Source organism: Streptomyces sp. NPDC055243 (assembly GCF_044544025.1).
Classification (GTDB): domain Bacteria; phylum Actinomycetota; class Actinomycetes; order Streptomycetales; family Streptomycetaceae; genus Streptomyces.
Window position 1 is genome coordinate 140,310 of record NZ_JBITWR010000008.1, and the last position, 22,531, is coordinate 162,840.

Here is a 22,531-nt window from a genome sequence, read left to right on the forward strand (position 1 = left end):
GTGGGGGTGTACGAAGCGCAGGAAGGGCGATCGTGGCGGTTGGGCGGCGACAAGTGGGCAACCTTCCGGCAGCGGCGGCGGGGATGGTGGGTCGCCGTACCGAGCTGGCGGAGGTCGTGCGGTTGGTGAAGGGGCCGGCGCGGCTGGTGACCCTCACGGGGGTGGGCGGGGTGGGCAAGACCCGGCTGGCGCTGGAAGCCGCGGCTCGGCTGCGGCCCGCCTTCTGGGACGGCGTGTGGCTGGTGGAACTGTCGCCGCTGAGCCAGGGTGAGGCGCTGCCGTACGCCATCGTCGAGGCGCTGCCGCTGGTCGACCAGACCACCCGCCCGATGCTCGACGTGCTGGCCGAGTATCTGGCCGACCGGGAGCTGCTGCTGGTCCTGGACACCTGCGAGCATCTGGCCGACGAATGCGCGCTGACTGTCCAGGCGCTGATGCGGGCCGCGCCGGGCCTGCGGATCCTGGCCACCAGCCGACGTCCGCTGAACGTTCCCGGCGCGGAGGTGCTCACCGTCGAGCCGCTGCCGATCCCGGGCCCCGGCGATCCTGCGGCGGCGGCCGAGGCGGATGCGGTGGTGCTGCTGGCCGAGCGGGCCGCCCAGAGGGTTCCCGGCCTCGCGGCCGACGCTGCCGGACGGGCCGATCTGGTCGGCCTGGCCCGGCGGTTGGAGGGTCTGCCGCTGGCCATCGAGCTGGCCGCGGCGCGCCTGGGCGAGCTGTCAGTACGGGAGCTGACCGAGCGCCTCGACGACCGGTTCGCCGTCCTGGGGGACACCGACAAGGTGGTGCACGGGGCGCAGCCGCCCTGGCACCAGGCGCTGCGGACCGCGATCGGCTGGAGCCACCAGCTGTGCAGCCCGGCCGAACGGCTGCTGTGGGCCCGCCTGTCGGTGTTCGCCGGGACCTTCGACGCCGAGGCGGCCCGTATGGTGTGCGCCGACTGGCACCTGCCTGCCGACCGCATCACCGGCCTGCTGGCCGCGCTGGTGGACAAGTCGATCGTGACCTGGCAGCCCACCGCCGGCGGGGAGCGGTACCGGATGCTGGACACGCTGCGTGAATACGGCGCCGACTGGCTGCGCCGCCTGGGCGAGGCGGAGGAACTACGCTGCCGCCACCGGACCCACTACCGGGCGCTGGCCCTGCGCGCGGACGCCGCCTGGATGGGGCCCGACCAGCTCGCCTGGTACGAGCGAGCCTCCGCCGACCACTCCAACTTCCGCACCGCCCTGGACTTCTGCCTCGGCGAAGGGGACGACGGAGACGCCGCGCTGGAACTGGCCGGGGCCCTGTGGTTCCTCTGGCTCGCCTGCGGTCTCCAGCACGCAGGCCGCCACTACCTCGACCGCGCCCTGCAGCAGTACCCGACGCCAAGCCCGGCCCGCAGCAAGGCGGTATGGGCCTGCGGCGCGATCGCCCTGGGCCAGGGCGACCTCGACACCGTCGCGGTGAGGGCACAGGAGCTCCGTGCTGACGCCGAGGCATCGGCCGACCCGGCCATGCTGGTCGCCGCCGCTCACCTCGAGGGCGGATACCTGGGCCTGAGCGGACAGCCCGCCCAGGCCGCCGCTGTCTTCGATGCCGCGCCCTACACCCGCGACCACGGCGCGGCCTACAGCGGGGCCCGCTTCCTGGTGTGGACGATCCGCGTGTTCGCCCACACCAACCTGGGGGAGTTCGCACAAGCCGCCGCGGCAGCCGATGCCATGCGCGCGCAATGCCTCACCTGTGGCGACCGGTGGGCCCAGGCCTTCGCCGACTACGTACGAGGGCTGGCGGCACTCGGCCTGGGCCAACTGGACGAGGCGACCGCGTATGCCCGCGCTTCCCTACAGGCCAAGGCCCTGCTACGCGACAGCATCGGTATCGGCACGTCGATTGACCTGCTGGCCTCGATCACCGCCGCCACCGGCCGGGGCGAGCCGGCAGCTCGCCTCCTTGGCATCGGCCAGCAGGCCTGGAACGCCATCGGCCGCAACCAACTGGGCGTCCCCGAACTCCTCGCCGCCCGCAAAGCCTGCGAACGCCAAGCACGCGAGAGCATCGGCGACGACGCGTACGAGGCCGCCTTCCGTAAGGGAATGGAAGACAGCATCGACGACGGCATCACCTACGCCCTGCACCAGACCTGAACCCGCACCTGCTCCCGCTGGCGAACGCCCGACCGGGCCGCCGGCCCTGAACCCCGCCATCCCCGGCGGCTTCACCCTCGACGACTTCCACATCGACACGACGGCCGGCACGCTGACCTGCCTGGGCGGCCACACCACCGTCCTGCTGCCACCCGGCGGCAGTCACCACCAGCGCAAGGCCTGGTTCACCGCCAACCACCAATCAGTGCACCACTTGTCCGCTCACGTCCCGCTGCACCACCGCGAACGGCGGCCGGGCCGTCAACTGGCGCCCCCACCACGACCTGCAGCAAGCCGCCCGCCTGTCTTGCCCTGCCCCTGCCCCTGCCCCCGCCCCTGCGGACCGTCCCAACACACGCCAAGGAGGGGGCCGTTCCAGCCACCCTCCGTACACCTCACACGCACCTTACGTAACTCATCGATTACTGTGTGGCTTCATGACGGCTCGGTCGGAATCCCGCGGCGGCCGCTCCGTGTCCCGCACCGGAGCGGCGCTCGCGGTGCTGCTGGTCACGCTGGTCCACCTGCTGGCCTGTGCCCACGGACCGGCGCCGACCGGGGCGGCACGCGCCGATTCCCTCCTCGCCGCCACCGCGACCTGTACTCCGCCGTCCGAGCCCAGCGTCGATCCGGCCGCGCGACAGGCAGCGCCCGTCGAGAACAGCCCGGCGCAGTGCTGGGGTACGGACGAGCCGACGATCCAGCCACCCCGCGCCATCGCCCCGGACGCCGAGGCCGTGCAGGACGCGCAGGCGGCCCTGGACACCGGCGGGTCGACTCGCTCCGTACGCGAAGGCGCTCCCCCGCCTCCGGACACCGGCACCGCATCCGCCGGGCGGGAGCGGGCCCGCCTGGGCGTGTGGAGGACCTGATCGCCCCTTGAGCCACGGCCACGGGCACCGCTCGCAAGGCCGCGCGATGGCTCCCGATCAGTCACCCTCCTTCCACCCACAGAACGAGCGACAGCCTTCTGGCGCCATCGCTCGCGGGAGAAGCACGCCATGAACCAGCTCGCCACCGCCCTCAGTTCCCTCCCACCGGCCCAGTTGCTCAGCGGCACCAAACGCCCGGCACACACCCCCGCCGGCCTGGTCGGCGACACACCGGTCCTCTGGGTCGGCGCACCCTTCACCGCTGCCGGACGCGGCTTCTGGGCCAAGCTCGAAGGCCACAACCCCGGTGGCATCAAGGACCGCAGCGCCCTGCACATGGTGCGGGCCGCCCGTGAGCGCGGGCACCTGGCGCCCGGCGCCCGGATCGTGGAGTCCACCTCCGGCACCCTCGGGCTCGGCCTGGCCCTCGCCGGCAACGCCTTCGGACACCCGGTCACCGTCGTCACCGACCCCGGCATGGAACCGCTGATGACCGGCCTGCTCACCGCCTACGGAGCGCAGATCGAACTCGCCGACGCCCCGCACCCCACCGGCGGCTGGCAGCAGGCACGCCGCCACCGCGTCGAGGAACTCCTCGCCCTGCACCCCCACGCGTGGTGCCCCGACCAGTACAACAACCCCGACAACGTCGCCGCCTACGCCCCGCTCGCCCACGAACTGGTGGCCCAACTCGGCCGGATCGACACCCTCGTCGTCTCGGTGGGAACCGGCGGCCACTCCGCCGGCGTCGCCTCCGTCCTGCGCGCGTACTTCCCCCGCCTGCGGGTCGTGGGGGTGGACACGCCCGGCTCCACCATCTTCGGCCAGCCCGCCGCTCCCCGCCTCATGCGCGGCCTCGGCAGCAGCATCTACCCCCGCAATGTCGCCTACGACCTCTTCGACGAAGTGCACTGGGTCGCGGCGCCCGAGGCCGTCTGGGCCGCCCGCCAACTCGCCCGCCACCACTACGCCACCGGCGGCTGGAGCGTCGGGGCCGTCGCCCTCGTCGCCCGCTGGCTGGCCCGCACCCTGCCCGCCGAGGACCGCATCGTCACCGTCCTGCCCGACGGGCCGCAACGCTATGTCGGCACCGTCTTCGACGACGCCTACTGCCGCGAGCACGACCTGCTCGGCCATCTGCCGGCCGATGACCCGGACGACATCGACCGCCCCACCGACCGTGTCGTCACCCGCTGGACCCGCTGCGCGCGCATCACCGACCCCCTCGCCGACGCTCACGCGCACGAGCCCCTGGGAGCCACCCGATGAAGAACCTGTGGCAGCAGACACGCTCCTTCCCGCCCGCGGTACGCCTATTGATGGCCAATCAGTTCGCCATCAACCTCGCCTTCTACATGCTCATGCCCTACCTCGCCGCCCATCTGGCCGGTCGACTCGGGCTCGCGGCCTGGGCCGTGGGGCTCGTCCTGGGCGTACGCAACTTCTCCCAGCAGGGCATGTTCCTCATCGGCGGCACCATCGCCGACCGTTTCGGCTACAAGGCGCCGATCATGGCGGGGTGCCTCCTGCGGACCGCAGGCTTCGGCCTGCTGGGCTGGGTCGACAATCTCCCCGCGCTCGTCGCCGCTTCGGCGGCCACCGGCTTCGCGGGGGCTCTGTTCAACCCGGCCGTGCGCGCCTACTTGGCGGCCGAGGCAGGTGACAGGCGCGTGGACGCCTTCGCCACCTTCAACGTCTACTACCAGGCCGGCATGCTCCTCGGCCCGCTGGTCGGCCTCGCCCTGCTCGCCGCCGACTTCCGCCTCGTCTGCACGGCCGCCGCCGCGATCTTCGCCGCGCTGACCCTGCTGCAGTGGCGGGCCCTGCCCGCACGCCGCGGTGACGATTCCGCCGCCGGAGCCCGGCCGGAGGGCGTACTGGCACAGTGGCGCACCGTCGTCGCCAACCGGCCGTTCCTGCTCTTCGCCACCGCGATGATCGGCTCGTACGTCCTGACCTTCCAGGTCTACCTCGCCCTCCCGCTGGCCGCGTCCAACGCCCTGGGCGCGCGGGGCACATGGGCCACCAGCGGGCTCTTCGTCGTGTCGGCCGCGGTCGCCGTCGTGGGCCAACTGCGGCTCACCGCCTGGGCGAAGCGGCGGTGGGAGCCGGGGCAGGCGCTGAGCCGGGGACTGTTCGCGATGGGCATCGCCTTCCTGCCGCTGGCTCTCACCCCCTCCAGTGCCGCACCCGCGGTCCTGGCCGCCCTGCTGGCGGCCGTGGTCCTGCTCGCAGCGGGCAGCGCGGTGGTCTACCCGCTGGAGATGGACACCGTGGTCGCCCTCTCCGGAAACCGTCTCGTCGCCACCCACTACGGCCTCTACAACACCATTTCCGGCCTCGGCATCACCCTCGGCAATCTCCTCACCGGAGCCGTCTGGGACTTCGCCGAGCGGCACAACGCCCTGTGGATGACCTGGTGCGCCCTGACCGCCACCGGGCTCGCGTGCGCGGCCTCCGTCGCCGCTCTGGCACGCAGCGGACGCCTGACCGCGCGGGATCCGCAGCTCGCCGCCGCCTGATCCTGGCAAGGACAGCGGGAGCAGGGGCGGCGGCGCACCACGCCGCCGCCCCTGCTCCTCTGTGTTTCTCCAGGCGTCCTTACGCAATCGGCTCTCGGCTCTCGGCTCTCCTCAGATGACCACGACCCGGCGGCCACGCGAGTGGCCGGCCTGGCTGTCGATGTGCGCCGCCGCGGCCTCGGCGAGCGTGTACGACTTCTCGACCGGGATGTGGAGCCTGCCCCGCGCGATGAGGTCGGCGGCCTCGGCCAGTGCGTCCGGAACGCTCCCGGCCACGCCGGAGAAGCGGACACCGAGCTTGGGCGCATCCAGATCGGCGATGGATATCACCTTCCGCGGGTCCCCGGTCAGCTCGACGAGCTCGCGGATCACGCCCGAACCGGCCAGGTCGAGGGCTGCGTCGACTGGGCCGAGCTGCCGCACCCGCTGGGCCCAGCCCTCGCCGTACGTCGTGGCGAGCGCGCCCAGGCTGCGTAGATAGTCCTGGTTGGCGCTCCCAGCCGTGCCGATCACCGTGATGCCTCGGTCGCGGGCGATCTGCAGCACCGCCGATCCGACTCCCCCGGACGCACCGCTGACCAGCAGCGTCTGCCCGGGCTGCACACCCACCTCGCGGATGATGCGCAGCGCGGTCTCCATCACGGAGGGGTACCCGGCCGCCTCTTCGAACGTCAGGCCCTCGGGCATGCGGCCCCATGCCGACAGCACGGCGAACTCGGCGTAGGTGCTCGCGCCTTCGCCGAACACGTGGTCGCCGACCTTGATGCCTTCGACGCCCTCACCGACCTCGTCCACCACCCCGGCGGCGTCAAGACCGACTCCGGAGGGCAGCTCAATCGGATGGGCGCCCAGGACCTGGCCTTCACGGACCCGCCAGTCGACGGGGTTCACGCCCGCCGCCCGCACGGCGATGCGTACCTGGCCGGGACCCGCGTGGGGCTCCTCGGCATCGAGAAGTTGCAGGACATCGGGACCGCCGAATTCGGCGAAGCTCACTTTCTTCATGCCGAGGACCGTAGCACTAACGGTTAGTGTTTAAGAACGGTTTCTCTTTCGCACCTGGTAGCTTGAGGGCATGACCGTGCAGCCCGGACGTCGTGAGCGCAAGAAGGCGGCGACCCGCCAGAAGATCGCCGACACCGCCATGGAGCTCTTCCTGGAACGCGGGTACGACGCGGTGGGCATCCGGGATGTGGCCGCCGAGGCCGACGTGGCCGTCACCACGCTCTTCTCCCACTTCGCCTCGAAAGAGGCCCTGGTCTTCGAGCAGGACCAGGACTTCGAGCAACGCCTCACGCAGGCGGTCACCGACCGGGCGCCCCACGAGCCGCTCATCCCGGCGCTGCGCCGCGAGATCCTGGCCCTGGTGCGGCATTGCACGGCGGACAGCGCCGCCCCGATCTACCGCATGGTCGACGAATCACCCGCCCTGCGGGAGTACGAGGAGTCGATGAGGCTGCGTCATGCCGAGTCACTGGCGACGGCCATCGCAGCCGACCCCGACCTGCCCCAGTCCACAACGGCCTGCCGCACGATCGCGAGGTTCGCGATCGACGCATACGCACTGGCCCGCGAGACGGCCGATCCGGACGCCGCGGTGGACGAAATCTTCCAGATGATCGAGGCGGCCTGGGAGGCCGCTCTCCCTGCCGGACGCGCGCGAGGAACCGTTCCCGTCTCTACTCAGCCCTGAGAGGCGATGGACACGATCTGGCACCAGTGACCAGTGGCCCGCGCCGTGGCGGGCGGCCCGCCGTGATGGTCACGGCCCAGCCCGGGGACGGTAACCCGGCCCCACGCGTCGGGCCGCAGCCCGCTCGCCGACATGTCGCTAGCCAAGGTGCCGCATGAGAACGCCGGTTCCGCCTCGGGTCTGCCCAACACCGCCACGCATCTGGGCATCGCCCTCGGCACAGCACTGACCGCCCTTGTGTTCTTCTCCGCCACCGGCGGCCCACCCGACGGTGCGATCAACCGCGACGCGTTCACCGGCGGCCCCAGCACATGAGCAACCAGACCGACCACCGCCCCCATCAAAGTCGAGATTAAGAAACTCAAGATATGCGCGTTGACTCCTTAAGAATCTCAATCTATAACTGAACTGAGAGAGTCGCCGAGAGTAAGGAGTCCAGGGTGGACTGGCAGGAACTGACGGACCTGACACGCGGGCAGCCGTTCGTGGTCGAGCGGGTCCGCCTCGACGGCAGCGGCGTCGCGATCGAGGGGCAGTTCGAGCCGCCTCAGCTGGCCCAACTCGGCATCGACGACCAGGTGTTCGTGGCCGCGTTCGTGCGGTCGCACGGTTCGATCAAGGAGATGGAGCGCATCTTCGGGGTGAGCTACCCGACGATCAAGTCCCGGCTGAACCGCATCACCGAGCAGCTCGATTTCGTCGACACCGACCCGGCTCCTACCGGCGCGGACGTCGTCGAGCGCCTGCGGCGGGGGGAGATCAGCGCCGAAGAAGCCCTGGCCGAGCTGGAGAAATCGCGGTGATCCCGCAGCTGGTGACGGTGCGCCGCCGCCGTCCAAGCGGCCGCTGGCAGCGCCTGTACGTCCCGGTCCTGCCGGTGGTGCTGGTGCTTTCGCCGCTCCTGCTGCTCGCCGTGCTGGCCGGAGTAGTCGCCTGCCGCATCTACGGGGTGAGCCCGGCGGGCGCGCTGCGCGGCACCGGACAGCTGCTGTGGGCGCTGCCCGGCACCCGGTTCGAGCTCGCGTACGACCGCACGGCCGTACTGGTCAGCGTCAGATGAGTCAGATGAGTCAGACAAGCTCAGCGAAGCGAGGAGTAGCAGTGAACGAACAGCGCCGCCAGATCCTGGAGATGCTGGCCGAGGGCAAGATCACCGCGGACGAGGCCGAGCGGCTGATCGGGGCCCTGGAACGACAGCAGCCCGAGTCGCCGCCGGGAACCGCGTACCGCCATCCGAAAGCCCGAGCCAAGTACCTGCGCGTAATTGTGAACGCGACGGACGAATCCGGCGCCGAGGGGACGAGCAGGGTCAACATCCGAGTCCCGCTCCAGCTCCTGCGCGCCGGAGTCCGACTCACCAGCCTTCTCCCTCCGCAGGCGCTCATCAAGGCCAACGCGGAGCTGAACAAGGCAGGAGTACCCATAGACCTCACTGAACTCAAGCCGCAGCACCTCGAAGAGCTCGTCGAACAGCTCGACGAGCTCACCATCGACGTCGACGACCCCGACGCCCAGGTGCAGATCTTCTGCGAGTGATCCCGCCACGCACCGCCACGGCCTCGGGCACGGGCAGGGCACGGGCGTTCACCCGTCTCAGCAGGTGACGGCAGCATTCACCTGGGCCAGGCTGCCTGTGATGCGGCCGAACTCAGGACCGCGCACCGCGACTTGAAGGTCGGCATCGCGGCGGGCACCGCCGTCTGGCTCGATCCCCCCTCGCCGCCCCCTCCGGCTCCGGGCGGGCGCACGACACTCGACGCCTGCGGCCCCGGAACAGAAGACCGCGGACATTGTCGAGACCCACGCCGCGCCCGGCCCTGACTCCCGGCCTGCCAACTTCCCCACTCCCCCAGTCACTTCAGCCACCCCGGCGCTCCAGCCTCCGAAAGGGAGAGCTCCATGGCTTATTTTGTCATGCCCACATCCAAGCAGGCTGGTGGCCCTCAGCCGTCCGCCGCCATCTCAGCCGTCGGTCTGCGCAAGTCGTTCGGTGACAAGACCGTCCTCGACGGCATCGACCTGCACATCCCGGCCGGCAGCGTCTTCGCGCTGCTCGGCCCGAACGGCGCCGGCAAGACCACCGCCGTCAAGATCCTCTCCACCCTCATCAGCGCCGACGGCGGACAGGCCCAAGTCGCGGGCCACGAGATCGCCACCTCCCCGGACGGGGTGCGCGCCGCGATCGGCGTGACCGGGCAGTTCTCCGCCGTCGACGGCCTGATCACCGGCGAGGAGAACATGCTCCTCATGGCCGACCTGCACCACCTGCCCAAGCAGGAGGGACGCCGGGTAGCCGCTGAACTCCTGGCTCGCTTCGACCTGGTGGAGGCCGCGAAGAAGCCCGCCTCCACCTACTCCGGCGGCATGAAGCGCCGCCTCGACCTCGCCATGACCCTGGTCGGCAACCCGCGCATCATCTTCCTCGACGAACCCACCACCGGCCTGGACCCGCGATCGCGCCACAACATGTGGGGCATCATCCGCGAACTCGTCGCCGACGGCGTCACCGTCTTCCTCACCACCCAATACCTCGAAGAAGCCGACGAACTCGCCGACCGCATCGCCGTCCTCAACAACGGCAAAATCGCCGCCCAGGGAAGCGCCGAGGAGCTCAAGCGCCTGATCCCCGGCGGCCACGTCCGCCTCCGCTTCACCGACCCGACCGCGTACCAAGCCGCCGCATCCACCCTCCAAGGGACCGCCCGCGACGACGAAGCGATGTCACTCCAGATCCCCAGCGACGGCACCCAACGGGAACTGCGCTCCATCCTCGACTGGCTCGACTCGAAGGACATCGAGGCCGACGAACTGACCGTGCACACCCCCGGCCTCGACGACGTCTTCTTCGCCCTGACCAGCGGCACCGGCGTCCCCAACCAGACCAAGGATGACGCCCGATGAGCTCCCTCTCCCTCGCCGTCCGCGACTCGAACACGATGCTGCGCCGCAATCTGCTGCACGCGTGGCGCTACCCGTCCGCGACCCTGAATCTGCTGCTCACGCCGATCATGATGCTGCTGCTCTTCGTCTACATCTTCGGCGACGTGATGAGCGCGGGCATCGGCGGCGGCGGGGCCGACCGCTCCGACTACATCGCCTACATCGTGCCGGGCATCCTGATGATGACCATCGGCAGCACCGTGATCGGGGCCGCGGTGTACGTCTCCATGGATATGACCGAGGGCCTCATCGCCCGCTTCCGTACGATGGCGGTCTACCGAGGCTCCGTGATCATCGGGCACGTCGTCGGCAGCGTGCTGCAGTCGATCGCCAGCGCAGTCCTCGTCGGCGCCGTCGGTGTGGCCATCGGCTTCCGCTCCACCGACGCCACGGCCGTGGAATGGCTGGCGGCGTTCGGACTGCTCACGCTGTTCGCCCTGGCGCTGACCTGGATCGCGGTGGGGATGGGCATGGCCAGCCCCAACGCCGAGGCGGCCGGCAACATGGCCATGCCGCTGATCCTGCTGCCGCTCATCTCCAGCGCCTTCATCCCCGCCGACACGATGCCGGGCTGGTTCCAGCCGATCGCCGACTACCAGCCCTTCACCCCGGCCATCGAGACCCTGCGCGGCCTGCTGCTCGGCACCGAGATCGGCAACAACGGCTGGCTCGCGCTCGCCTGGTGCATCGGCCTCATCGGGCTCGGCTACCGCTGGTCGATGGCGCAGTTCAACCGCGACCCGAGGTAGCCGACGAGTGCGGGCTCCGGAGCCAAGGCCGACAAAGGTGAGAGGGCCGGCGACGGCGGCGCGGAACCGGGATCGGTAAACGTCCTGGTCCACCCACCGCATGACTCGATTCGGTCGGGAAAGGGCTCCTGAGGCTGTTAGGCCCTAAGATCCGCTCATGGGGCGGGACTTGAAGATTGTTCTGAAGGGGCGCGGTGGCGCCATGCGACTGGAGAGCGGGGAGGTCCGTGTGGTGCGGGGGCGCGCGACCTGGCGGATACCGCTGCGGGCCATCGGCGCCGTGGAGTGTGATGGCCGGAGCTCGGTGCGGCTGCGGATCAGCGGCGACACCTCGGGGGACGGCTTCCGGGTGAGCAGCGGCAACGGGAACGCCGTGGGCACGTTCGCCGAAGGGCTGCGGCAGGCCATGGAGGGCGTCACGCCGGTGGCGGACGGAGTGGCACTGGTGACCACCGGGCGCACACCCCGAGCGCCGCTCGCGCCGACCACCCGGGCGGCCCGGGTGAGCATGGGGGTGTGCGGCTATCTGCTGCTGCTCGTCCTGCTGTTCACCGTCCTCGACGCACCGGACCAACGGGGCTGGTTGAGCGCTGCCGCGTTCCTGCTGCCCCTCGGCGCCGGGCTGCTGGCAGTGGCCTGGAAATTCTTCCTGCGCGACCCGTGGATCCTGCGGCGCCGCGGAGTGACGGTGCCCGGTCAGATCGTCCAGTACCGCACGTCACCCAAGCAGCAGGCCATGAACCCGGTCCTGCGGTTCACGACGGCCGAAGGCCGCACGGTGACCCACGAGTCGTCGGTCACCGTGATGACGCGAGGCCGGAACCCGGCCGTGGACGTCACCTACGATCCGCAGGACCTCAGCAGGGTCCGCGGCGGCCGGGCGCTGGCCCATATGAGCATGGGCCTCATCCTCGCCGCATTCGGCGCGACCGCGACGCTCCTGCCACTGACCGGACTCATCACGAGCGTGCTGGGCAGCCTGCTGCAAGGCTGAGAGAGCATCCCGCCGACAAGCCGCCACCCGAGTTCGGACCGGCTACGTCTGCTCGGCACGTGTGATGTCTCAGACTGCTCAGATCAGCCCGACCCGGACCTCCGTGCTCCCTGCTCCCTGCTCCCTCCATGCTTTCTCAGCCGGTGTGGAGGATCCGGAAGCGGTCGGGTTCCTCCGGATCCCGATCAACTACTTGGACGGGCGGCCAAGCCCATTGCCAGACGCTGATGCCTGGCGTACGGGAGAACTGGATCTTCCCGCGGGTTCCTTCGACTCCGGCGTGCGGCCAGGATTCGGCGATGCGCGCCCGGTCCGTGCCGTGAGAGCGCAGCGCGTCGGCGAGGACGGTGATCGTGTCGTAGCCCTCGAAGGCGACGAAGCAGGGCGCCTCGGCCAGCTGCTCGCGAAGGGCCGTCTCGACTCGTACGCCGAGGGGACTGAGGCGTTCGGGCAGGTAGCGCAAGAACGGGATCGCGGCACTGTCCTCACCCAGCAACGTGGCCCATTCGGCGAATTCCGGCTGTCCGGCCGGCGCACCGATCAAGATGTCGGCGACACGGTGGTCCCGGCGGACGGACTTGACGATCGGCACCGCCGGTTCCGGGTGACCGACCAGAAGGAGGAGGGCTGTGGCGCGCTGGTCGACGAGTTCGTCGCACACCTCCGTGGGGGCGAGCGCACCCATGTCGAGTTCGATGACGGTGCCGCCGCGTGGAGCGAGGTAGTCGCGCAGAATGCGGGTCCCCGCTGCCCAGTAGACACTCGGCTGGGCAGCGACGGCGATACGGCTGTGCCCCGCGCCGATGAGGAAGTCCGCGTAGACCTGCCAGCCCCGGGACTGCGGCGGGGAGAGGCGCGCCACCCATTGCGTTGGCTGTTCGGTGAGCGCGTCGAGCACCGCCGACGAGCAGAGGAACGGCAGGCCAAGGGCATCCGCCCGGGCGGCAGCGGTGCGAGCGACGACGCTGTGATACTCCCCCACCACGGCGCTCACGCCCAGCTGAGCCAGCTCGTCCACGGCCGCCGCGGCCCTCTGTGGATCAGCCGCGGTGTCTCGGACCAGCAGCTCGAGCGGTCGTCCGCCGATCCCGCCGGAGTCGTTGACTTCGCGAACGGCCAACTCGAGTCCAGCGAGCACGTGCCGGCCTGCCTCGACCCAGCCGGGCCGGGTCAGCGGAACAAGGGCGCCGATCTGAACGGATGATCCGTCAGTCCGCGCCGCCCCAGGTGGCGATGGTGGCGTACTCATGAAGGTGGCGTCTCCCGGGGGGCGATGCGGTTGCGGCTTGCCCAGATCGCAGAGTGAACGACAGTGGCGCCGAGGGTAGCCGAGCCGCGAACTGCCTGCTTCGGCGCCCCGTCCCGTGGCCATCAGCGGCCACTCGCGCCGCCGATCGAGCCTGCGGGGCACGCGGAGCTGCCCGCCAGGGGCGCGACGGGAGCGGCGCAAAGAGACTGGTGAAAGATCAGAAGCAGGTGTTGTCGGCGCCCCCGTCCCATAACCTCGTGCATGGAGACGTCAGATGCCGTGGGTATCCACATAGAGGAGGCGATGGTGCTCGGAAGGAGCACGCGGTTGCTCGCGGGCGCCATGACGGTGGCCTGCCTGGTGCTCGTCGGCCCCAGCGCGCCGGGCGGTGCCCTCGTCGGCTGGTCGCTGCCCACCGCTGTCAGGGACGTCGTACCGAACCGGGTCATGACGTGGAACATCTGCAACCCCTGCGACGAAAGCAACGTCGACCGGGCCGCGGAGATCGCCACACGTGCGCCTCAGGTCATCGGCCTGCAAGAAGCATGCGTACGTGACGTCGAGAGAATCCGGGAGTACCTGCGGAACCTGCACGGCCTCGTCTACCACATCGAGTACGGGACGGTTCTGCAGAATTGGGGCCGCTGCGGTGGCGCCCCGTGGAGTCCGGGCGCCTTCGGCCAGGCGATCCTCTCGGCGGCACCGATGACCGACCACGACACAGCGGAGTACCCCGACGGCGGCTCCGAGGACCGCGGTTACATGGCCGTCACGACCAAGGTGGGCGGCGAGTCCGTCCGGGTCTTCAACACCCACCTCGCCCAGCGGCGTCAAGAATCAGTGCGGGCCGACCAGGTCCGCGTACTCGCCGCGGAGGTCACCCGGCACGACCGCGCGATCGTCCTGGGCGACTTCAACGCCGTGCCGGACACTCCCGAACTCGCTCCGATGTGGGCCCTGGCCGCCGACGCGGACCCCCAGTGTCATTCCGCGTCCACCGGCACCTGCGAGCCGACCACCGACTGGCACACCAAGTTCGACTACGTCTTCCTGCGAGGCTTCACCCCGATCAATCACCGCGTGCAACCCACCGCTGCCTCAGATCACCACATGTTGCAGAGCGATCTGGACCCGGCTTAGGGCGCTGTCTGAGGTGGACGTGCGCCTGGAGCCCTTCGAAGGTTCGACGTAGGGTCGAGGCCATGACATCCGATCTGCCCCAGACGCTGGCCATGGCGTTCCTGGAATCTCAGGAGATAACCACGACAGACTGCCGCCGGTGCGGCACCGAGGTGTCTGGCGTCAACGGCCGCTACGCGTGCGGGGTGTGCGGGTGGGTCAACAACTGGACCGAAGGCCACAACGAACTGCCCAGCGGCGACAGCGACGTCTAGCGCACGGCGCCGCGCGTATCCCGGAGCAAGTTGGATGCGCACTTCACAGGAACGAAGCGCTGGTTCAGGTCAGTTGCTGGTTCAGGTCAGTTGCAGGAGACGCGGCGCTGGATTGCGCTCATGATCAGTGACGCCGTACCGGCATCCTCCATGCAGCACATCGTCTTCATCGAGATCTCTGACGGGTCGTGGCTGGTGGAGGTGTGGTCGGCGCTCAAGCGAGTGACGGTCCGGATAACCACTGCGGAACAGGTACACGTTCAGCAGTACGTTCGTTGAGGCTTTCGCCGCGGGTCGCCGTGCCCGGCATGCGGCACGCGCGACGACACCGACCCCACCCGCCCCACCGGCCGCCCAATTCCTCGCCCTAACTGCCGGAATGCCGCATTCATACTAAAATCCGCGCGCTCGTGCGTCATGATGGTCCGGTGATGTCGGCCTTCCCTGCACTCGATCGCCACCGCTCGGCTCAGCGCCCCCACGCGAGTGGCGCTGCCGTCCGTGCGATCGCCCTTGCCCTGGCCGGCGCCGCGCTCGTCGCGGGACTGCACCTCGCGACGACGGACTACGCCATCCTGCAAACACTCCTGCTCGGCTGGCTGGAGCCGACCGGTGCGGTTATGCCCGCAGCCCGGCTGGATGACCACCTGCGGCTCCCGGCCGCCTGGCACCACAACCCTCTGGCCATGGCCGTGTTGAACCTCCTCGCCGGTCTCGCTCTGTTCCTCCTTTTCCGCAGCACGGCCAACCTGCCCGTGCTCCTGTCGTACGCAGCGGCCGGCACCGTACGCCGGTGGTGGGCGCGCCTGCTGTACGTCATCAGCCTCGTCCTGCACCGTACGGACAGGCCTCTGCCGGAGCCCCGACGGACGCCCAGACCGGCCGTCACACTGCCACGGCCGCATGCACTCGTGGTCCTGCTGCACCGCGCGCAGCCCTGCGCCCCGTAACTCCCGGGCACTCCACCGCACCACGCCATCACGCACGCCCATGACTTCGGCGTGCTCTCACCGCCACCGGATTGTCTGCTGCGTCCGCCGTACTCGCCATGGCCGCAAGCCACCTGCGCGCGGAGCCGAGCCCGTGCCCGCCGGCCGAGGCACTCACTACGCAATTCCGAGACCGAGACTCGAAACGACCTGGGGGGTCATGCCTGATGAGGGCAGCAGAGAAAGGAACGTCAGTGTTGAAGTCGGGGGTCAAGCGGCTCTTGGGGCGTGCCGGATTCGACATCGTGCGCAGCACCAACAACCGGGGTGGAGTGGACGATTTCATCCCGTTCGAGGCAGCGATGCGGGCTGCACGGGCGGCCGGTCTTCCGGTCGGGGACTACATCGACGAGGTCATGAACGGGACGCCTGGCGCCACCCAGACCACCATCGATGAACTAAGCGCTCTCGGCGTCTTCGCAGCCGATCCGGACACGGTGCTGGAGATCGGCCCCGGGTCCGGACGGTATCTGGAGAAGACGCTGAAGGAGTGTTCACCAGGGCGCTACGAGATCTACGAGACGGCAGCGCCCTGGGCCGACTACCTGGTGGACTCCTACGGCGTGGTCGCCCAACCCACTGCGGGATGCAGTCTCGCCCCGACACCCGACGGCAGCATCGACCTCGTTCAGGCCCACAAGGTCTTCAACACCCTGACCTTCCTCGGCACTTCCCGCTATTTCTTCGAGATGGCACGCGTCACGCGACCCGGCGGCCGGATCGTCTTCGACGTCATGACGGAGACCTGCCTGGACCCGGCCACGATGCGCGCCTGGGCGACGGAGGGCGGCGCGGGGCACGACTCCTACCCGGCCGCCATGCCTCGCCGGACATGCGTGGACCTCTTCGCGACCCTCGGCTGCGGCCTGGAGGCCAGCTTCCTTGCCCCCATGGGCTTCGCCTCCACTGAAGTACTTGTCTTCGCGAAGGGGGCCTGACCCTCGGAAGGCTTCGGCACATCGATGGGTGGGGCTTGCGTGACCACGCGGCTGCGAGGGCGAGGGTTCAACGGTCTCTCCGCGACGAGCACGTGCAGTCCCACTGCCTCCGGCCGGCAGTGACCTCGCGAACGGAGGTTCGTTGACAGCCCATGAAGAAGATCACCGCGGTTGCCGGACTCGTTCTCGGCAGCATCGCCCTGGCCGCTCCCGCCCACGCCGACAACGACAGCAACTTCGGCAGCGGCGTGAACGCCGCGAACAACTGGAACTTCACCGCAGCAGCCGTATGCCTGCAAGAGGTCGCTGTTCAGCCGGTGCTCGGCGACTACATGGCCGACCACACCAACAACTGCTCCAACGGAAACGTCATCGACCATGCGGAGAAGGCCTTGCCGCCCCTCCGCTAACCGGCCGTCCGCCAGCCCCGCGCCGATCAGGTGCGGGGCTTTCACATGTCGGGAGACACTCCTTATGGACCCCTCGGTCTACCAGCCACCGCCGGGGCCCAGCCGGAACGCGCCCATCAGCCCCGGCCGCTTGAGAGCCGGGACACGTGGTCGTCGGGCGCTCGTGCGAGCATTCCCGCATGCAGCGTTTCGAGACCGTCACACACATCGCCGCAGCTCCGGCGGCCGTCTTCGACCTGTCGTTGGACGTGGATCTGCACACCGCGTCCATGGCCGACTCCGGGGAACGGATCATCGGCGGCGTTCGGGCCGGACGTATGGCGCTCGGTGACACCGTGACCTGGGAGGCCCGGCACTTCGGCATGCGGTGGCGGATGACCTCACGCATCAGTGCCTACGAGCGGCCCGGAAGTTTCGTGGACGAGCAGGTGGCCGGGCCGTTCAAGCGGTGGCACCACACGCACTGCTTCGCGCCGGACGGGCGCGGGGGCACGGTGATGCGTGACGTGGTCGAATTCGCGGCGCCCTTCGGCCTGCTGGGCGCGGGCGTGGAGGCGGTGGCACTCGGCCGGTACATGCGCAAGCTCATCGAGGCGCGCAATGCGCACGTGACAGCGTGCGCCGAGGCAGCCGTCTGAGCCCCTCCCATCCAGACCCCGCCTGTCGGCACCCGTCAGATGAGTGAAATCTTCCGACAAAATGAGGAGCTCCTCGCGCGTACGTGCTGTCTCGGCTGCCGTACATGGTGCGGTCGTCCCTGATCTGTTCTCCGTCGCGAGGCCGTCGCGGCGTTGGTGACGAGAGCCGGGGCCACCTCATGCGCAGCCGCAATCGGCAGTACCTCGTGTCCGTTGACCATCTGCGTGCCTACGCGGCCTTGCTGGTGCTCTTCTGCCACGGTACGCACATGATCTCTCCGCACCTCAGGGAGATCGCGAACGGCGCCCCGAACAGTTGGCTGTACACGGAGAACCCGCTGGGCACGCTGGTGGTGGAAGGCCATACCGGAGTGGCCCTGTTCATGGTGCTGTCCGGATTCATCTTCACCATCGGCACCCTGGGCAAGGACATTCACTACGGCCGGTTCCTGGGCAACCGGGTACTGCGGATCTTCCCCCTGTACATCGCGCTGATCATTCTGGGGGTCGGGGCGTACAAGCAGCGTGCGGACCTGTCGGCCGTGTTGCAGTCCCTGATCGGGCTCGGAAATCTGCCCGGGTCTCTCGACCTGGGGGCCGTGTCGAGCATGTGGTGGGCCATCGCGGTCGAGTTGCAGTTCTATCTGCTGTTCCCGCTGTTCAGCAGGCTCCTCACCAAGAGCGGCCCGCTGGCTCTCTGCAAGCTCCTGGCCGCCGTCGCCGTCATCCGTACGCTGGTGTGGGCTTCGGCCGCCGGCGGCATCAACGTCAACTCGATGCTCTACTACAGCCTCGCCGGCAGGATCGACCAGTTCCTGATGGGAATGATGGCCGCCTGGTTCTTCGTGCACCATCGCAAGCGGTTCCAGGGGCTGCTGAAGGTCGGCCTCGCGACGGCCCTGGTGACAGGCGCGGTCTGGGCGTTCAACCAGACCCACTCCTTCCACGAAGGGCGCGCCAGCCGTCTGCTCTGGGTCGACGTCGAAGGAGCCCTCTGGGCCCTGGTGGTGCTGACCTATGTGGCCACCGTCTCCTCAACGGGGCGCGTGTCGCGCGGGATCGCCAAGGTCGGCGAGATGAGCTTCTCCGTCTATCTGCTCCACTACATGGTCGTCACCATGTTCGTCTCCCACCGCTGGGGCATCGAGCCGACCGGACGCCCGGTGGTGGATGCCTTCATCACCACGGTGGTGGCCGTGCTGCCCATCACCTTGATCACAGCTATGGTCACCTTCCACGGCATCGAACGTCCCTTCCTCCGATGGCGTCGCACCTACCTCTCCGTCGCCCAGCCCCCGGCCACCGCCGCCGCCCCCTCTCCCGCTCCCAAGGTCGAACTCGTCTCGCCCAGGTAGCCGTGCGCCCGAGCACCCTCCCATCTGTCCAGCGTGGCCGCTGGAGAAACCTTGAGTACACCGATATCCAATAGCTACTTTGGCCGTGATAGGTTTCCGCATGCTCGGCGACGAGGTAATCAATCAGCGAGGCGTAGTCATCGATCGTGGGGCAGTCGCCGGGTGTGAAGGAGCGCCAGCCAGCTGAAGACAAGGAGCGATAAGCATGAGTGCCGTGGCGACCAAGGGTCAGACGCGAGTGCAGGCGGCGGAGGACGAGCTCGCGGAGCTTGCGTACGCGGATCCGTCGTCGGTGACACCGATGGACGCGCGGGCCGTCTCTCAGCGCTTCTTCGACCGCTTGGGCGAGCTCGAGGAAGGCACACACGAGTATCAGTACGTGCGCAACTGCCTGATAGAGATGAACCTCTCTCTCGTTCAGTACGCCGCCTCGCGGTTCAAGCACCGCGGTCCGCAGGAGATGGAGGACATCGTCCAGGTCGGCACCATAGGGCTGATCAAGGCGATCGACCGGTTCGAGCTGACCCGCGGGGTGGAGTTCGCCTCCTTGGCCGTCCCGTACATCACGGGCGAGATCAAGCGGTTCTTCCGTGACACCAGCTGGGCCGTGCACGTGCCGCGCCGGCTGCAGGAAGCACGTATCGAACTGTCCAAGGCCACCGAGGAGTTGAGCACCCGGCTGGGGCGCTCCCCCTCGACCGCGGAACTCGCCGAGCTGATGCAGCTGGAGCCGGCCGAGGTCACCGAAGCCCAGCAGGCGTCCAACGGCTACAACTCCGTTTCCATCGATGCCGCCGTGACCGGCAAGGGCGATGAGTCCGAGACCGTTCTGGCCGACTTCATCAGCGTCGACGAGGACCGCTTCGAGCTGGTCGACAACTTCCATTCGCTGGCCCCGCTGATCGCTGAACTCGGCGAACGCGACCGGCAGCTCATCCATCTGCGCTTCGTCGAGGAGCTGACGCAGACCCAGATCGGCGAAGCGCTGGGCTGCTCGCAGATGCAGGTCTCCCGGCTCATCACCAAGGTCGTCGCCAAGCTCCGTGCGGGTCTGATCACCGACTGACGCCGATCTGGTCCAGGCGGCGGCCCGGCAACCGGTGCGTTGCCGGGCCGCGGCGCGACCGAGCCCGGTGTGATCAGGACGCTGTGGTGCCGGGAGTGGTGGCTGTTTCCGTGTCGGGGTGGAGGGTGAAGACCCGGTCCAGACCGGCGATGCGCAAGATCCGGACGGTGTTGGCGGGCACCGCCGCCAGGGCCATGTCGGCGCCTTGTTCCCTGGCCAGGTTGCGTGCCGCCAGGAGGACGGTGATGCCGCTGGAGTCGCAGAATTCCAGGCCGGCCAGGTCCAGGACCAGCAAGTGCCCGGTGTCCAGGGTGAGGCGGTCCACCTCCCGGCGGAGCGCGGGTGCCGTCCGGTGGTCGAGGTCACCGGTGATCGCCAGTACGGGACCGGTGGCCGCGGGTCGGGCAGTGATCGTCAGCGGGCTCATGTCGGGTCGTCACTCGCGGAGGCGGTAGAGGGGGCGGGCACGCCGAGGGCGAGCAGCGCGGTGTCGTCGTCGAGTCCGTCACCGAACCCGGCGAGCAGGCCGGTCAGGGCGGCGATCAGGGCCTGGGGTCCCGTGGCGGGCTGTTCGGCGGCGAAGGCACGCAGGGCGTCGTCACCGTAGAGCTCACGCTCGGGGCCGGTGCGCGCTTCGGTCAGGCCGTCGGTGTAGAGCAGCAGGGTGTCGCCGGCGAACAGCTGGGTGCGGGCGGGCGCGAACTGCGGCTGGGGCAGGACACCGATGAGCATGCCGCCGGGGGTGGGCAGGTAGTGGGCGGTGCCGTCGGCGCGCTGGACCAGCGCGGAGGGGTGGCCGCCGGAGGCCAGGTGTATGTCGGCGTGGTCGCTGCCCGGGCTCAGGACGCCGAAGATGGCGGTGCAGTAGCGGGTGTCGCCGCTGGTGTACCGCTCGTGCAGCACGGTGTTCAAGGTGGTCAGTACGGTGATGGGGTCGGCGTCGTGCAAGGCCGCCGCCCGCAGCGTGTAGCGGGTCAGCGAGGTGACCGCGGCGGCCTGAGGGCCCTTGCCGCACACGTCACCGAGGAAGAACGCCCACCGTCCGGCGCCGAGGGGGAACAGGTCGTAGAAGTCTCCGCCGAGAAGGTCCGGGGAGGCGGTGTGGTAGTGGGAGGCGGCTTCCAGGCCCGGAACCGTGGGGAGTTCGGCGGGCAGCAGGCTTCGCTGCAGCACGGCGAGGGCTTCCTGGAGCCGTTCGCGGTCGGCCTCGGCCTGCCGCCGCGCTTCTTCGGCCGCCCGGCGTCCGCGCAGCAGCTCGGTTTCGTAGGCGCGGCGATCGCTGGCGTCGAAGACGGTGGTGCGCACGAGCATCGGTTCGCCCTCCTCGCTGGTCTTCACCTTCGAGGTGACGAGCACCGGCATCCGCTGCCCACTGGTGGCCTTGATGTCCAGGGCGATGCCGCTGACCTCACCGTTCATCTGCAACAGCGGGGCGTAGTGCGTCTCGTGATAGAGCTTGCCGCCCACGGTGAGCAGATCGGTGAACCGCATCAATCCCACCACCTGGCCCCGGGACAGGCCCAGCCACTTCAGCAGAGTGGTGTTTATCTTCGCGATCGTGCCGTCCATCAGCGTCGACAGGTAGCCGCACGGAGCCTGCTCGTACAGCTCCTCCACGCTGTCCTCCAGCAAGGCGGTGAAGGCCACTCCCGTGGCGTTCACGTCGCGCTCCCCGTCCGGGTACTGATCGGTGCGGCACATCAACGGGCCACTCCCAGGAAGTCGGTGACCGCCTCAGCAGTAGCCTGCGGTGCGCTCAACTGCGGGCAGTGCCCCGTCGCCTCCAGCGTGACCAGACGGCTGCCGGGGATCGCGTCGTGGACGTAGGCGCCGACCTCGCGGGGAGCGATCACGTCCTGCGTGCATTCCAGCACCAGCGTCGGCACGGCGACCGTCTTGAGGTCGGCGCGGCTGTCGGACAAGAACGTCGTACGGGCGAACACCCGGGCCATGTCCGGGTCGGTCGCGCAGAACGAATTGGTCAGCTCCTGGCCGAGTTCCGGCCGGTCCCCGTTTCCCATGATCACCGGAGCCATCGTCGCCGACCAGCCCAGATAATTCGACTCCAGCGACTCCAGCAACTCGCCGATGTCGTCCGCGCTGAACCCGCCCCGGTAACCGTCCTCGTCGATGTAGCAGGGCGAGGGCGTCACCATCACCAGCCGGGCAAACCGCTGGGGCGCCCTGGCCGCCGCGAGGACCCCGACCATGGCACTGACCGAGTGCCCCACGAAGGTCACGTCCCGCAGGTCCAACCCCTCGCAGACCTCCAGCACATCGAGGGCGTAACCCTCCAAGGAGCTGTAGCGCTGCTCGCTCCAGGCCGCGGGGTCCGCGCGGCCGGAACCGACGTAGTCGAAGAGCACCACCCGGAAGTCCTCGGCCAGCAGGGGGACCACCAGGCGCCACATGTTCTGGTCACAGCCGAACCCGTGCGCCAGCAGGAGCACCGGCCCGTCCGCCCGGCCCGTGACGGTGACGTTGTTCCTGCGCCGGATATCCATGACCGCTTTTTGCCCGTTGCTCGGGGCGGGCGATCCTGAACGGTCACGGGAAGAGTGATCGTTCGTAGGTGCTTGGCTCATTCAGA

At 69.3% G+C, this 22,531-nt stretch carries 26 protein-coding genes; 20 read left to right on the forward strand and 6 right to left on the reverse strand.

The features are described from left to right. Positions 1–83: 83 nt before the first annotated feature. The 4 genes from ACIGXX_RS23800 (at position 84) to ACIGXX_RS23815 (ending at position 5,526) form a co-directional block, all read left to right on the forward strand. A complete protein-coding gene (locus ACIGXX_RS23800; protein WP_399978503.1) occupies positions 84–2,132 on the forward strand; it encodes an ATP-binding protein in 2,049 nt (682 codons plus the stop codon). Between the two features lie 437 nt (positions 2,133–2,569). Then, complete coding sequence (locus tag ACIGXX_RS23805; protein WP_399978506.1) at positions 2,570–3,004, forward strand: hypothetical protein; 435 nt, start codon at positions 2,570–2,572, stop codon at positions 3,002–3,004. 129 nt (positions 3,005–3,133) lie between these two features. Beyond that, entirely contained in the window at positions 3,134–4,273 is a 1,140-nt protein-coding gene (locus tag ACIGXX_RS23810; protein WP_399978509.1) for a PLP-dependent cysteine synthase family protein, read from the forward strand. Next, a complete protein-coding gene (locus tag ACIGXX_RS23815; RefSeq protein ID WP_366463108.1) occupies positions 4,270–5,526 on the forward strand; it encodes an MFS transporter in 1,257 nt (418 codons plus the stop codon). The genes ACIGXX_RS23810 and ACIGXX_RS23815 overlap by 4 nt, the downstream gene beginning before the upstream one ends. Before the next feature lie 111 nt (positions 5,527–5,637). Here ACIGXX_RS23815 and ACIGXX_RS23820 read toward each other — a convergent pair whose 3' ends face one another. After that, complete coding sequence (locus ACIGXX_RS23820; protein ID WP_366463109.1) at positions 5,638–6,531, reverse strand: NADP-dependent oxidoreductase; 894 nt, start codon at positions 6,529–6,531, stop codon at positions 5,638–5,640. Between the two features lie 70 nt (positions 6,532–6,601). Between ACIGXX_RS23820 and ACIGXX_RS23825 the strand changes: the two genes are divergently transcribed. The 8 genes from ACIGXX_RS23825 (at position 6,602) to ACIGXX_RS23860 (ending at position 11,902) form a co-directional block, all read left to right on the forward strand. Beyond that, the gene (locus ACIGXX_RS23825) at positions 6,602–7,219 is read left to right on the forward strand and encodes a helix-turn-helix domain-containing protein (RefSeq protein WP_361471242.1); all 618 of its coding nucleotides are present in this window, start codon (positions 6,602–6,604) and stop codon (positions 7,217–7,219) included. A 132-nt stretch (positions 7,220–7,351) separates the two neighbouring features. Next, positions 7,352–7,534, forward strand: a complete 183-nt coding sequence (locus ACIGXX_RS23830; RefSeq protein WP_399978514.1) for a hypothetical protein — start codon at positions 7,352–7,354, stop codon at positions 7,532–7,534. Positions 7,535–7,659: 125 nt separating this feature from the next. Beyond that, positions 7,660–8,022 (forward strand): DUF2089 domain-containing protein, encoded by a 363-nt coding sequence (locus ACIGXX_RS23835; protein ID WP_351168212.1) that lies wholly within the window; start codon positions 7,660–7,662, stop codon positions 8,020–8,022. After that, entirely contained in the window at positions 8,019–8,279 is a 261-nt protein-coding gene (locus ACIGXX_RS23840; RefSeq protein ID WP_351168214.1) for a hypothetical protein, read from the forward strand. The genes ACIGXX_RS23835 and ACIGXX_RS23840 overlap by 4 nt, the downstream gene beginning before the upstream one ends. Before the next feature lie 41 nt (positions 8,280–8,320). Beyond that, positions 8,321–8,755 carry an SHOCT-like domain-containing protein gene (locus tag ACIGXX_RS23845; RefSeq protein WP_399978519.1) on the forward strand — a complete coding sequence of 145 codons (435 nt, stop codon included), beginning with the start codon at positions 8,321–8,323 and terminating at the stop codon, positions 8,753–8,755. A 378-nt stretch (positions 8,756–9,133) separates the two neighbouring features. Then, positions 9,134–10,120 (forward strand): ATP-binding cassette domain-containing protein, encoded by a 987-nt coding sequence (locus tag ACIGXX_RS23850; RefSeq protein WP_399978974.1) that lies wholly within the window; start codon positions 9,134–9,136, stop codon positions 10,118–10,120. Further along, positions 10,117–10,908 carry an ABC transporter permease gene (locus tag ACIGXX_RS23855; RefSeq protein ID WP_366463112.1) on the forward strand — a complete coding sequence of 264 codons (792 nt, stop codon included), beginning with the start codon at positions 10,117–10,119 and terminating at the stop codon, positions 10,906–10,908. Before ACIGXX_RS23850 ends, ACIGXX_RS23855 begins: the two co-directional genes overlap by 4 nt. Before the next feature lie 169 nt (positions 10,909–11,077). Next, complete coding sequence (locus tag ACIGXX_RS23860; RefSeq protein WP_361473916.1) at positions 11,078–11,902, forward strand: DUF3592 domain-containing protein; 825 nt, start codon at positions 11,078–11,080, stop codon at positions 11,900–11,902. Between the two features lie 136 nt (positions 11,903–12,038). On the opposite strand, the gene ACIGXX_RS23865 is transcribed toward ACIGXX_RS23860, so the two are convergent. Continuing rightward, a complete protein-coding gene (locus ACIGXX_RS23865) occupies positions 12,039–13,151 on the reverse strand; it encodes an ABC transporter substrate-binding protein (RefSeq protein WP_399978524.1) in 1,113 nt (370 codons plus the stop codon). A gap of 261 nt (positions 13,152–13,412) precedes the next feature. On the opposite strand from ACIGXX_RS23865, the gene ACIGXX_RS23870 reads away from it, so the two are divergent. Continuing rightward, positions 13,413–14,291, forward strand: coding sequence for an endonuclease/exonuclease/phosphatase family protein (locus ACIGXX_RS23870; protein WP_399978527.1), 879 nt, complete (start codon positions 13,413–13,415; stop codon positions 14,289–14,291). Positions 14,292–14,353: 62 nt separating this feature from the next. Continuing rightward, complete coding sequence (locus tag ACIGXX_RS23875; protein WP_351168224.1) at positions 14,354–14,545, forward strand: hypothetical protein; 192 nt, start codon at positions 14,354–14,356, stop codon at positions 14,543–14,545. An 86-nt stretch (positions 14,546–14,631) separates the two neighbouring features. On the opposite strand, the gene ACIGXX_RS23880 is transcribed toward ACIGXX_RS23875, so the two are convergent. Further along, on the reverse strand, positions 14,632–14,763 hold the full coding sequence (locus ACIGXX_RS23880) for a hypothetical protein (protein ID WP_366463117.1): 132 nt from the start codon (positions 14,761–14,763) through the stop codon (positions 14,632–14,634). A gap of 213 nt (positions 14,764–14,976) precedes the next feature. Between ACIGXX_RS23880 and ACIGXX_RS23885 the strand changes: the two genes are divergently transcribed. From ACIGXX_RS23885 to ACIGXX_RS23910, 6 genes are all read left to right on the forward strand, one after another. Beyond that, on the forward strand, positions 14,977–15,495 hold the full coding sequence (locus ACIGXX_RS23885) for a hypothetical protein (RefSeq protein ID WP_399978532.1): 519 nt from the start codon (positions 14,977–14,979) through the stop codon (positions 15,493–15,495). A 206-nt stretch (positions 15,496–15,701) separates the two neighbouring features. Beyond that, positions 15,702–16,472: a methyltransferase domain-containing protein gene (locus ACIGXX_RS23890; protein ID WP_399978535.1), complete on the forward strand. Its 771-nt coding sequence runs from the start codon at positions 15,702–15,704 to the stop codon at positions 16,470–16,472. Between the two features lie 152 nt (positions 16,473–16,624). After that, positions 16,625–16,882: a hypothetical protein gene (locus ACIGXX_RS23895; protein WP_366463120.1), complete on the forward strand. Its 258-nt coding sequence runs from the start codon at positions 16,625–16,627 to the stop codon at positions 16,880–16,882. A 179-nt stretch (positions 16,883–17,061) separates the two neighbouring features. After that, positions 17,062–17,520, forward strand: coding sequence for an SRPBCC family protein (locus tag ACIGXX_RS23900; protein WP_351168232.1), 459 nt, complete (start codon positions 17,062–17,064; stop codon positions 17,518–17,520). 179 nt (positions 17,521–17,699) lie between these two features. Then, positions 17,700–18,875 (forward strand): acyltransferase family protein, encoded by a 1,176-nt coding sequence (locus ACIGXX_RS23905; protein WP_399978539.1) that lies wholly within the window; start codon positions 17,700–17,702, stop codon positions 18,873–18,875. A 205-nt stretch (positions 18,876–19,080) separates the two neighbouring features. After that, on the forward strand, positions 19,081–19,941 hold the full coding sequence (locus ACIGXX_RS23910; RefSeq protein WP_399978542.1) for a SigB/SigF/SigG family RNA polymerase sigma factor: 861 nt from the start codon (positions 19,081–19,083) through the stop codon (positions 19,939–19,941). A gap of 73 nt (positions 19,942–20,014) precedes the next feature. Here the strand turns inward: ACIGXX_RS23910 and ACIGXX_RS23915 are convergent, their stop codons facing one another. From ACIGXX_RS23915 to ACIGXX_RS23925, 3 genes are read right to left on the reverse strand one after another with little or no spacing between them, the layout of a single operon-like run. Then, the gene (locus tag ACIGXX_RS23915) at positions 20,015–20,368 is read right to left on the reverse strand and encodes an STAS domain-containing protein (protein WP_351168235.1); all 354 of its coding nucleotides are present in this window, start codon (positions 20,366–20,368) and stop codon (positions 20,015–20,017) included. Next, positions 20,365–21,642, reverse strand: a complete 1,278-nt coding sequence (locus ACIGXX_RS23920; protein WP_399978546.1) for a SpoIIE family protein phosphatase — start codon at positions 21,640–21,642, stop codon at positions 20,365–20,367. Before ACIGXX_RS23920 ends, ACIGXX_RS23915 begins: the two co-directional genes overlap by 4 nt. After that, the gene (locus ACIGXX_RS23925; RefSeq protein ID WP_351168239.1) at positions 21,642–22,445 is read right to left on the reverse strand and encodes an alpha/beta hydrolase; all 804 of its coding nucleotides are present in this window, start codon (positions 22,443–22,445) and stop codon (positions 21,642–21,644) included. Before ACIGXX_RS23925 ends, ACIGXX_RS23920 begins: the two co-directional genes overlap by 1 nt. Positions 22,446–22,531 lie beyond the last annotated feature (86 nt).

What these genes read in the sequence shown, in the direction of transcription:
- ACIGXX_RS23800 (WP_399978503.1), top strand. Translation starts at nt 84, where the DNA reads ATGGTGGGTCGCCGTACCGAGCTGGCGGAGGTCGTGCGGTTGGTGAAG.
- ACIGXX_RS23805 (WP_399978506.1), top strand. Translation starts at nt 2,570, where the DNA reads ATGACGGCTCGGTCGGAATCCCGCGGCGGCCGCTCCGTGTCCCGCACC.
- ACIGXX_RS23810 (WP_399978509.1), top strand. Translation starts at nt 3,134, where the DNA reads ATGAACCAGCTCGCCACCGCCCTCAGTTCCCTCCCACCGGCCCAGTTG.
- ACIGXX_RS23815 (WP_366463108.1), top strand. Translation starts at nt 4,270, where the DNA reads ATGAAGAACCTGTGGCAGCAGACACGCTCCTTCCCGCCCGCGGTACGC.
- ACIGXX_RS23820 (WP_366463109.1), bottom strand. Translation starts at nt 6,531, where the DNA reads ATGAAGAAAGTGAGCTTCGCCGAATTCGGCGGTCCCGATGTCCTGCAA.
- ACIGXX_RS23825 (WP_361471242.1), top strand. Translation starts at nt 6,602, where the DNA reads ATGACCGTGCAGCCCGGACGTCGTGAGCGCAAGAAGGCGGCGACCCGC.
- ACIGXX_RS23830 (WP_399978514.1), top strand. Translation starts at nt 7,352, where the DNA reads ATGTCGCTAGCCAAGGTGCCGCATGAGAACGCCGGTTCCGCCTCGGGT.
- ACIGXX_RS23850 (WP_399978974.1), top strand. Translation starts at nt 9,134, where the DNA reads ATGCCCACATCCAAGCAGGCTGGTGGCCCTCAGCCGTCCGCCGCCATC.
- ACIGXX_RS23855 (WP_366463112.1), top strand. Translation starts at nt 10,117, where the DNA reads ATGAGCTCCCTCTCCCTCGCCGTCCGCGACTCGAACACGATGCTGCGC.
- ACIGXX_RS23865 (WP_399978524.1), bottom strand. Translation starts at nt 13,151, where the DNA reads ATGAGTACGCCACCATCGCCACCTGGGGCGGCGCGGACTGACGGATCA.
- ACIGXX_RS23870 (WP_399978527.1), top strand. Translation starts at nt 13,413, where the DNA reads ATGGAGACGTCAGATGCCGTGGGTATCCACATAGAGGAGGCGATGGTG.
- ACIGXX_RS23875 (WP_351168224.1), top strand. Translation starts at nt 14,354, where the DNA reads ATGACATCCGATCTGCCCCAGACGCTGGCCATGGCGTTCCTGGAATCT.
- ACIGXX_RS23885 (WP_399978532.1), top strand. Translation starts at nt 14,977, where the DNA reads ATGTCGGCCTTCCCTGCACTCGATCGCCACCGCTCGGCTCAGCGCCCC.
- ACIGXX_RS23890 (WP_399978535.1), top strand. Translation starts at nt 15,702, where the DNA reads ATGAGGGCAGCAGAGAAAGGAACGTCAGTGTTGAAGTCGGGGGTCAAG.
- ACIGXX_RS23895 (WP_366463120.1), top strand. Translation starts at nt 16,625, where the DNA reads ATGAAGAAGATCACCGCGGTTGCCGGACTCGTTCTCGGCAGCATCGCC.
- ACIGXX_RS23900 (WP_351168232.1), top strand. Translation starts at nt 17,062, where the DNA reads ATGCAGCGTTTCGAGACCGTCACACACATCGCCGCAGCTCCGGCGGCC.
- ACIGXX_RS23905 (WP_399978539.1), top strand. Translation starts at nt 17,700, where the DNA reads ATGCGCAGCCGCAATCGGCAGTACCTCGTGTCCGTTGACCATCTGCGT.
- ACIGXX_RS23910 (WP_399978542.1), top strand. Translation starts at nt 19,081, where the DNA reads ATGAGTGCCGTGGCGACCAAGGGTCAGACGCGAGTGCAGGCGGCGGAG.
- ACIGXX_RS23915 (WP_351168235.1), bottom strand. Translation starts at nt 20,368, where the DNA reads ATGAGCCCGCTGACGATCACTGCCCGACCCGCGGCCACCGGTCCCGTA.
- ACIGXX_RS23920 (WP_399978546.1), bottom strand. Translation starts at nt 21,642, where the DNA reads ATGTGCCGCACCGATCAGTACCCGGACGGGGAGCGCGACGTGAACGCC.
- ACIGXX_RS23925 (WP_351168239.1), bottom strand. Translation starts at nt 22,445, where the DNA reads ATGGATATCCGGCGCAGGAACAACGTCACCGTCACGGGCCGGGCGGAC.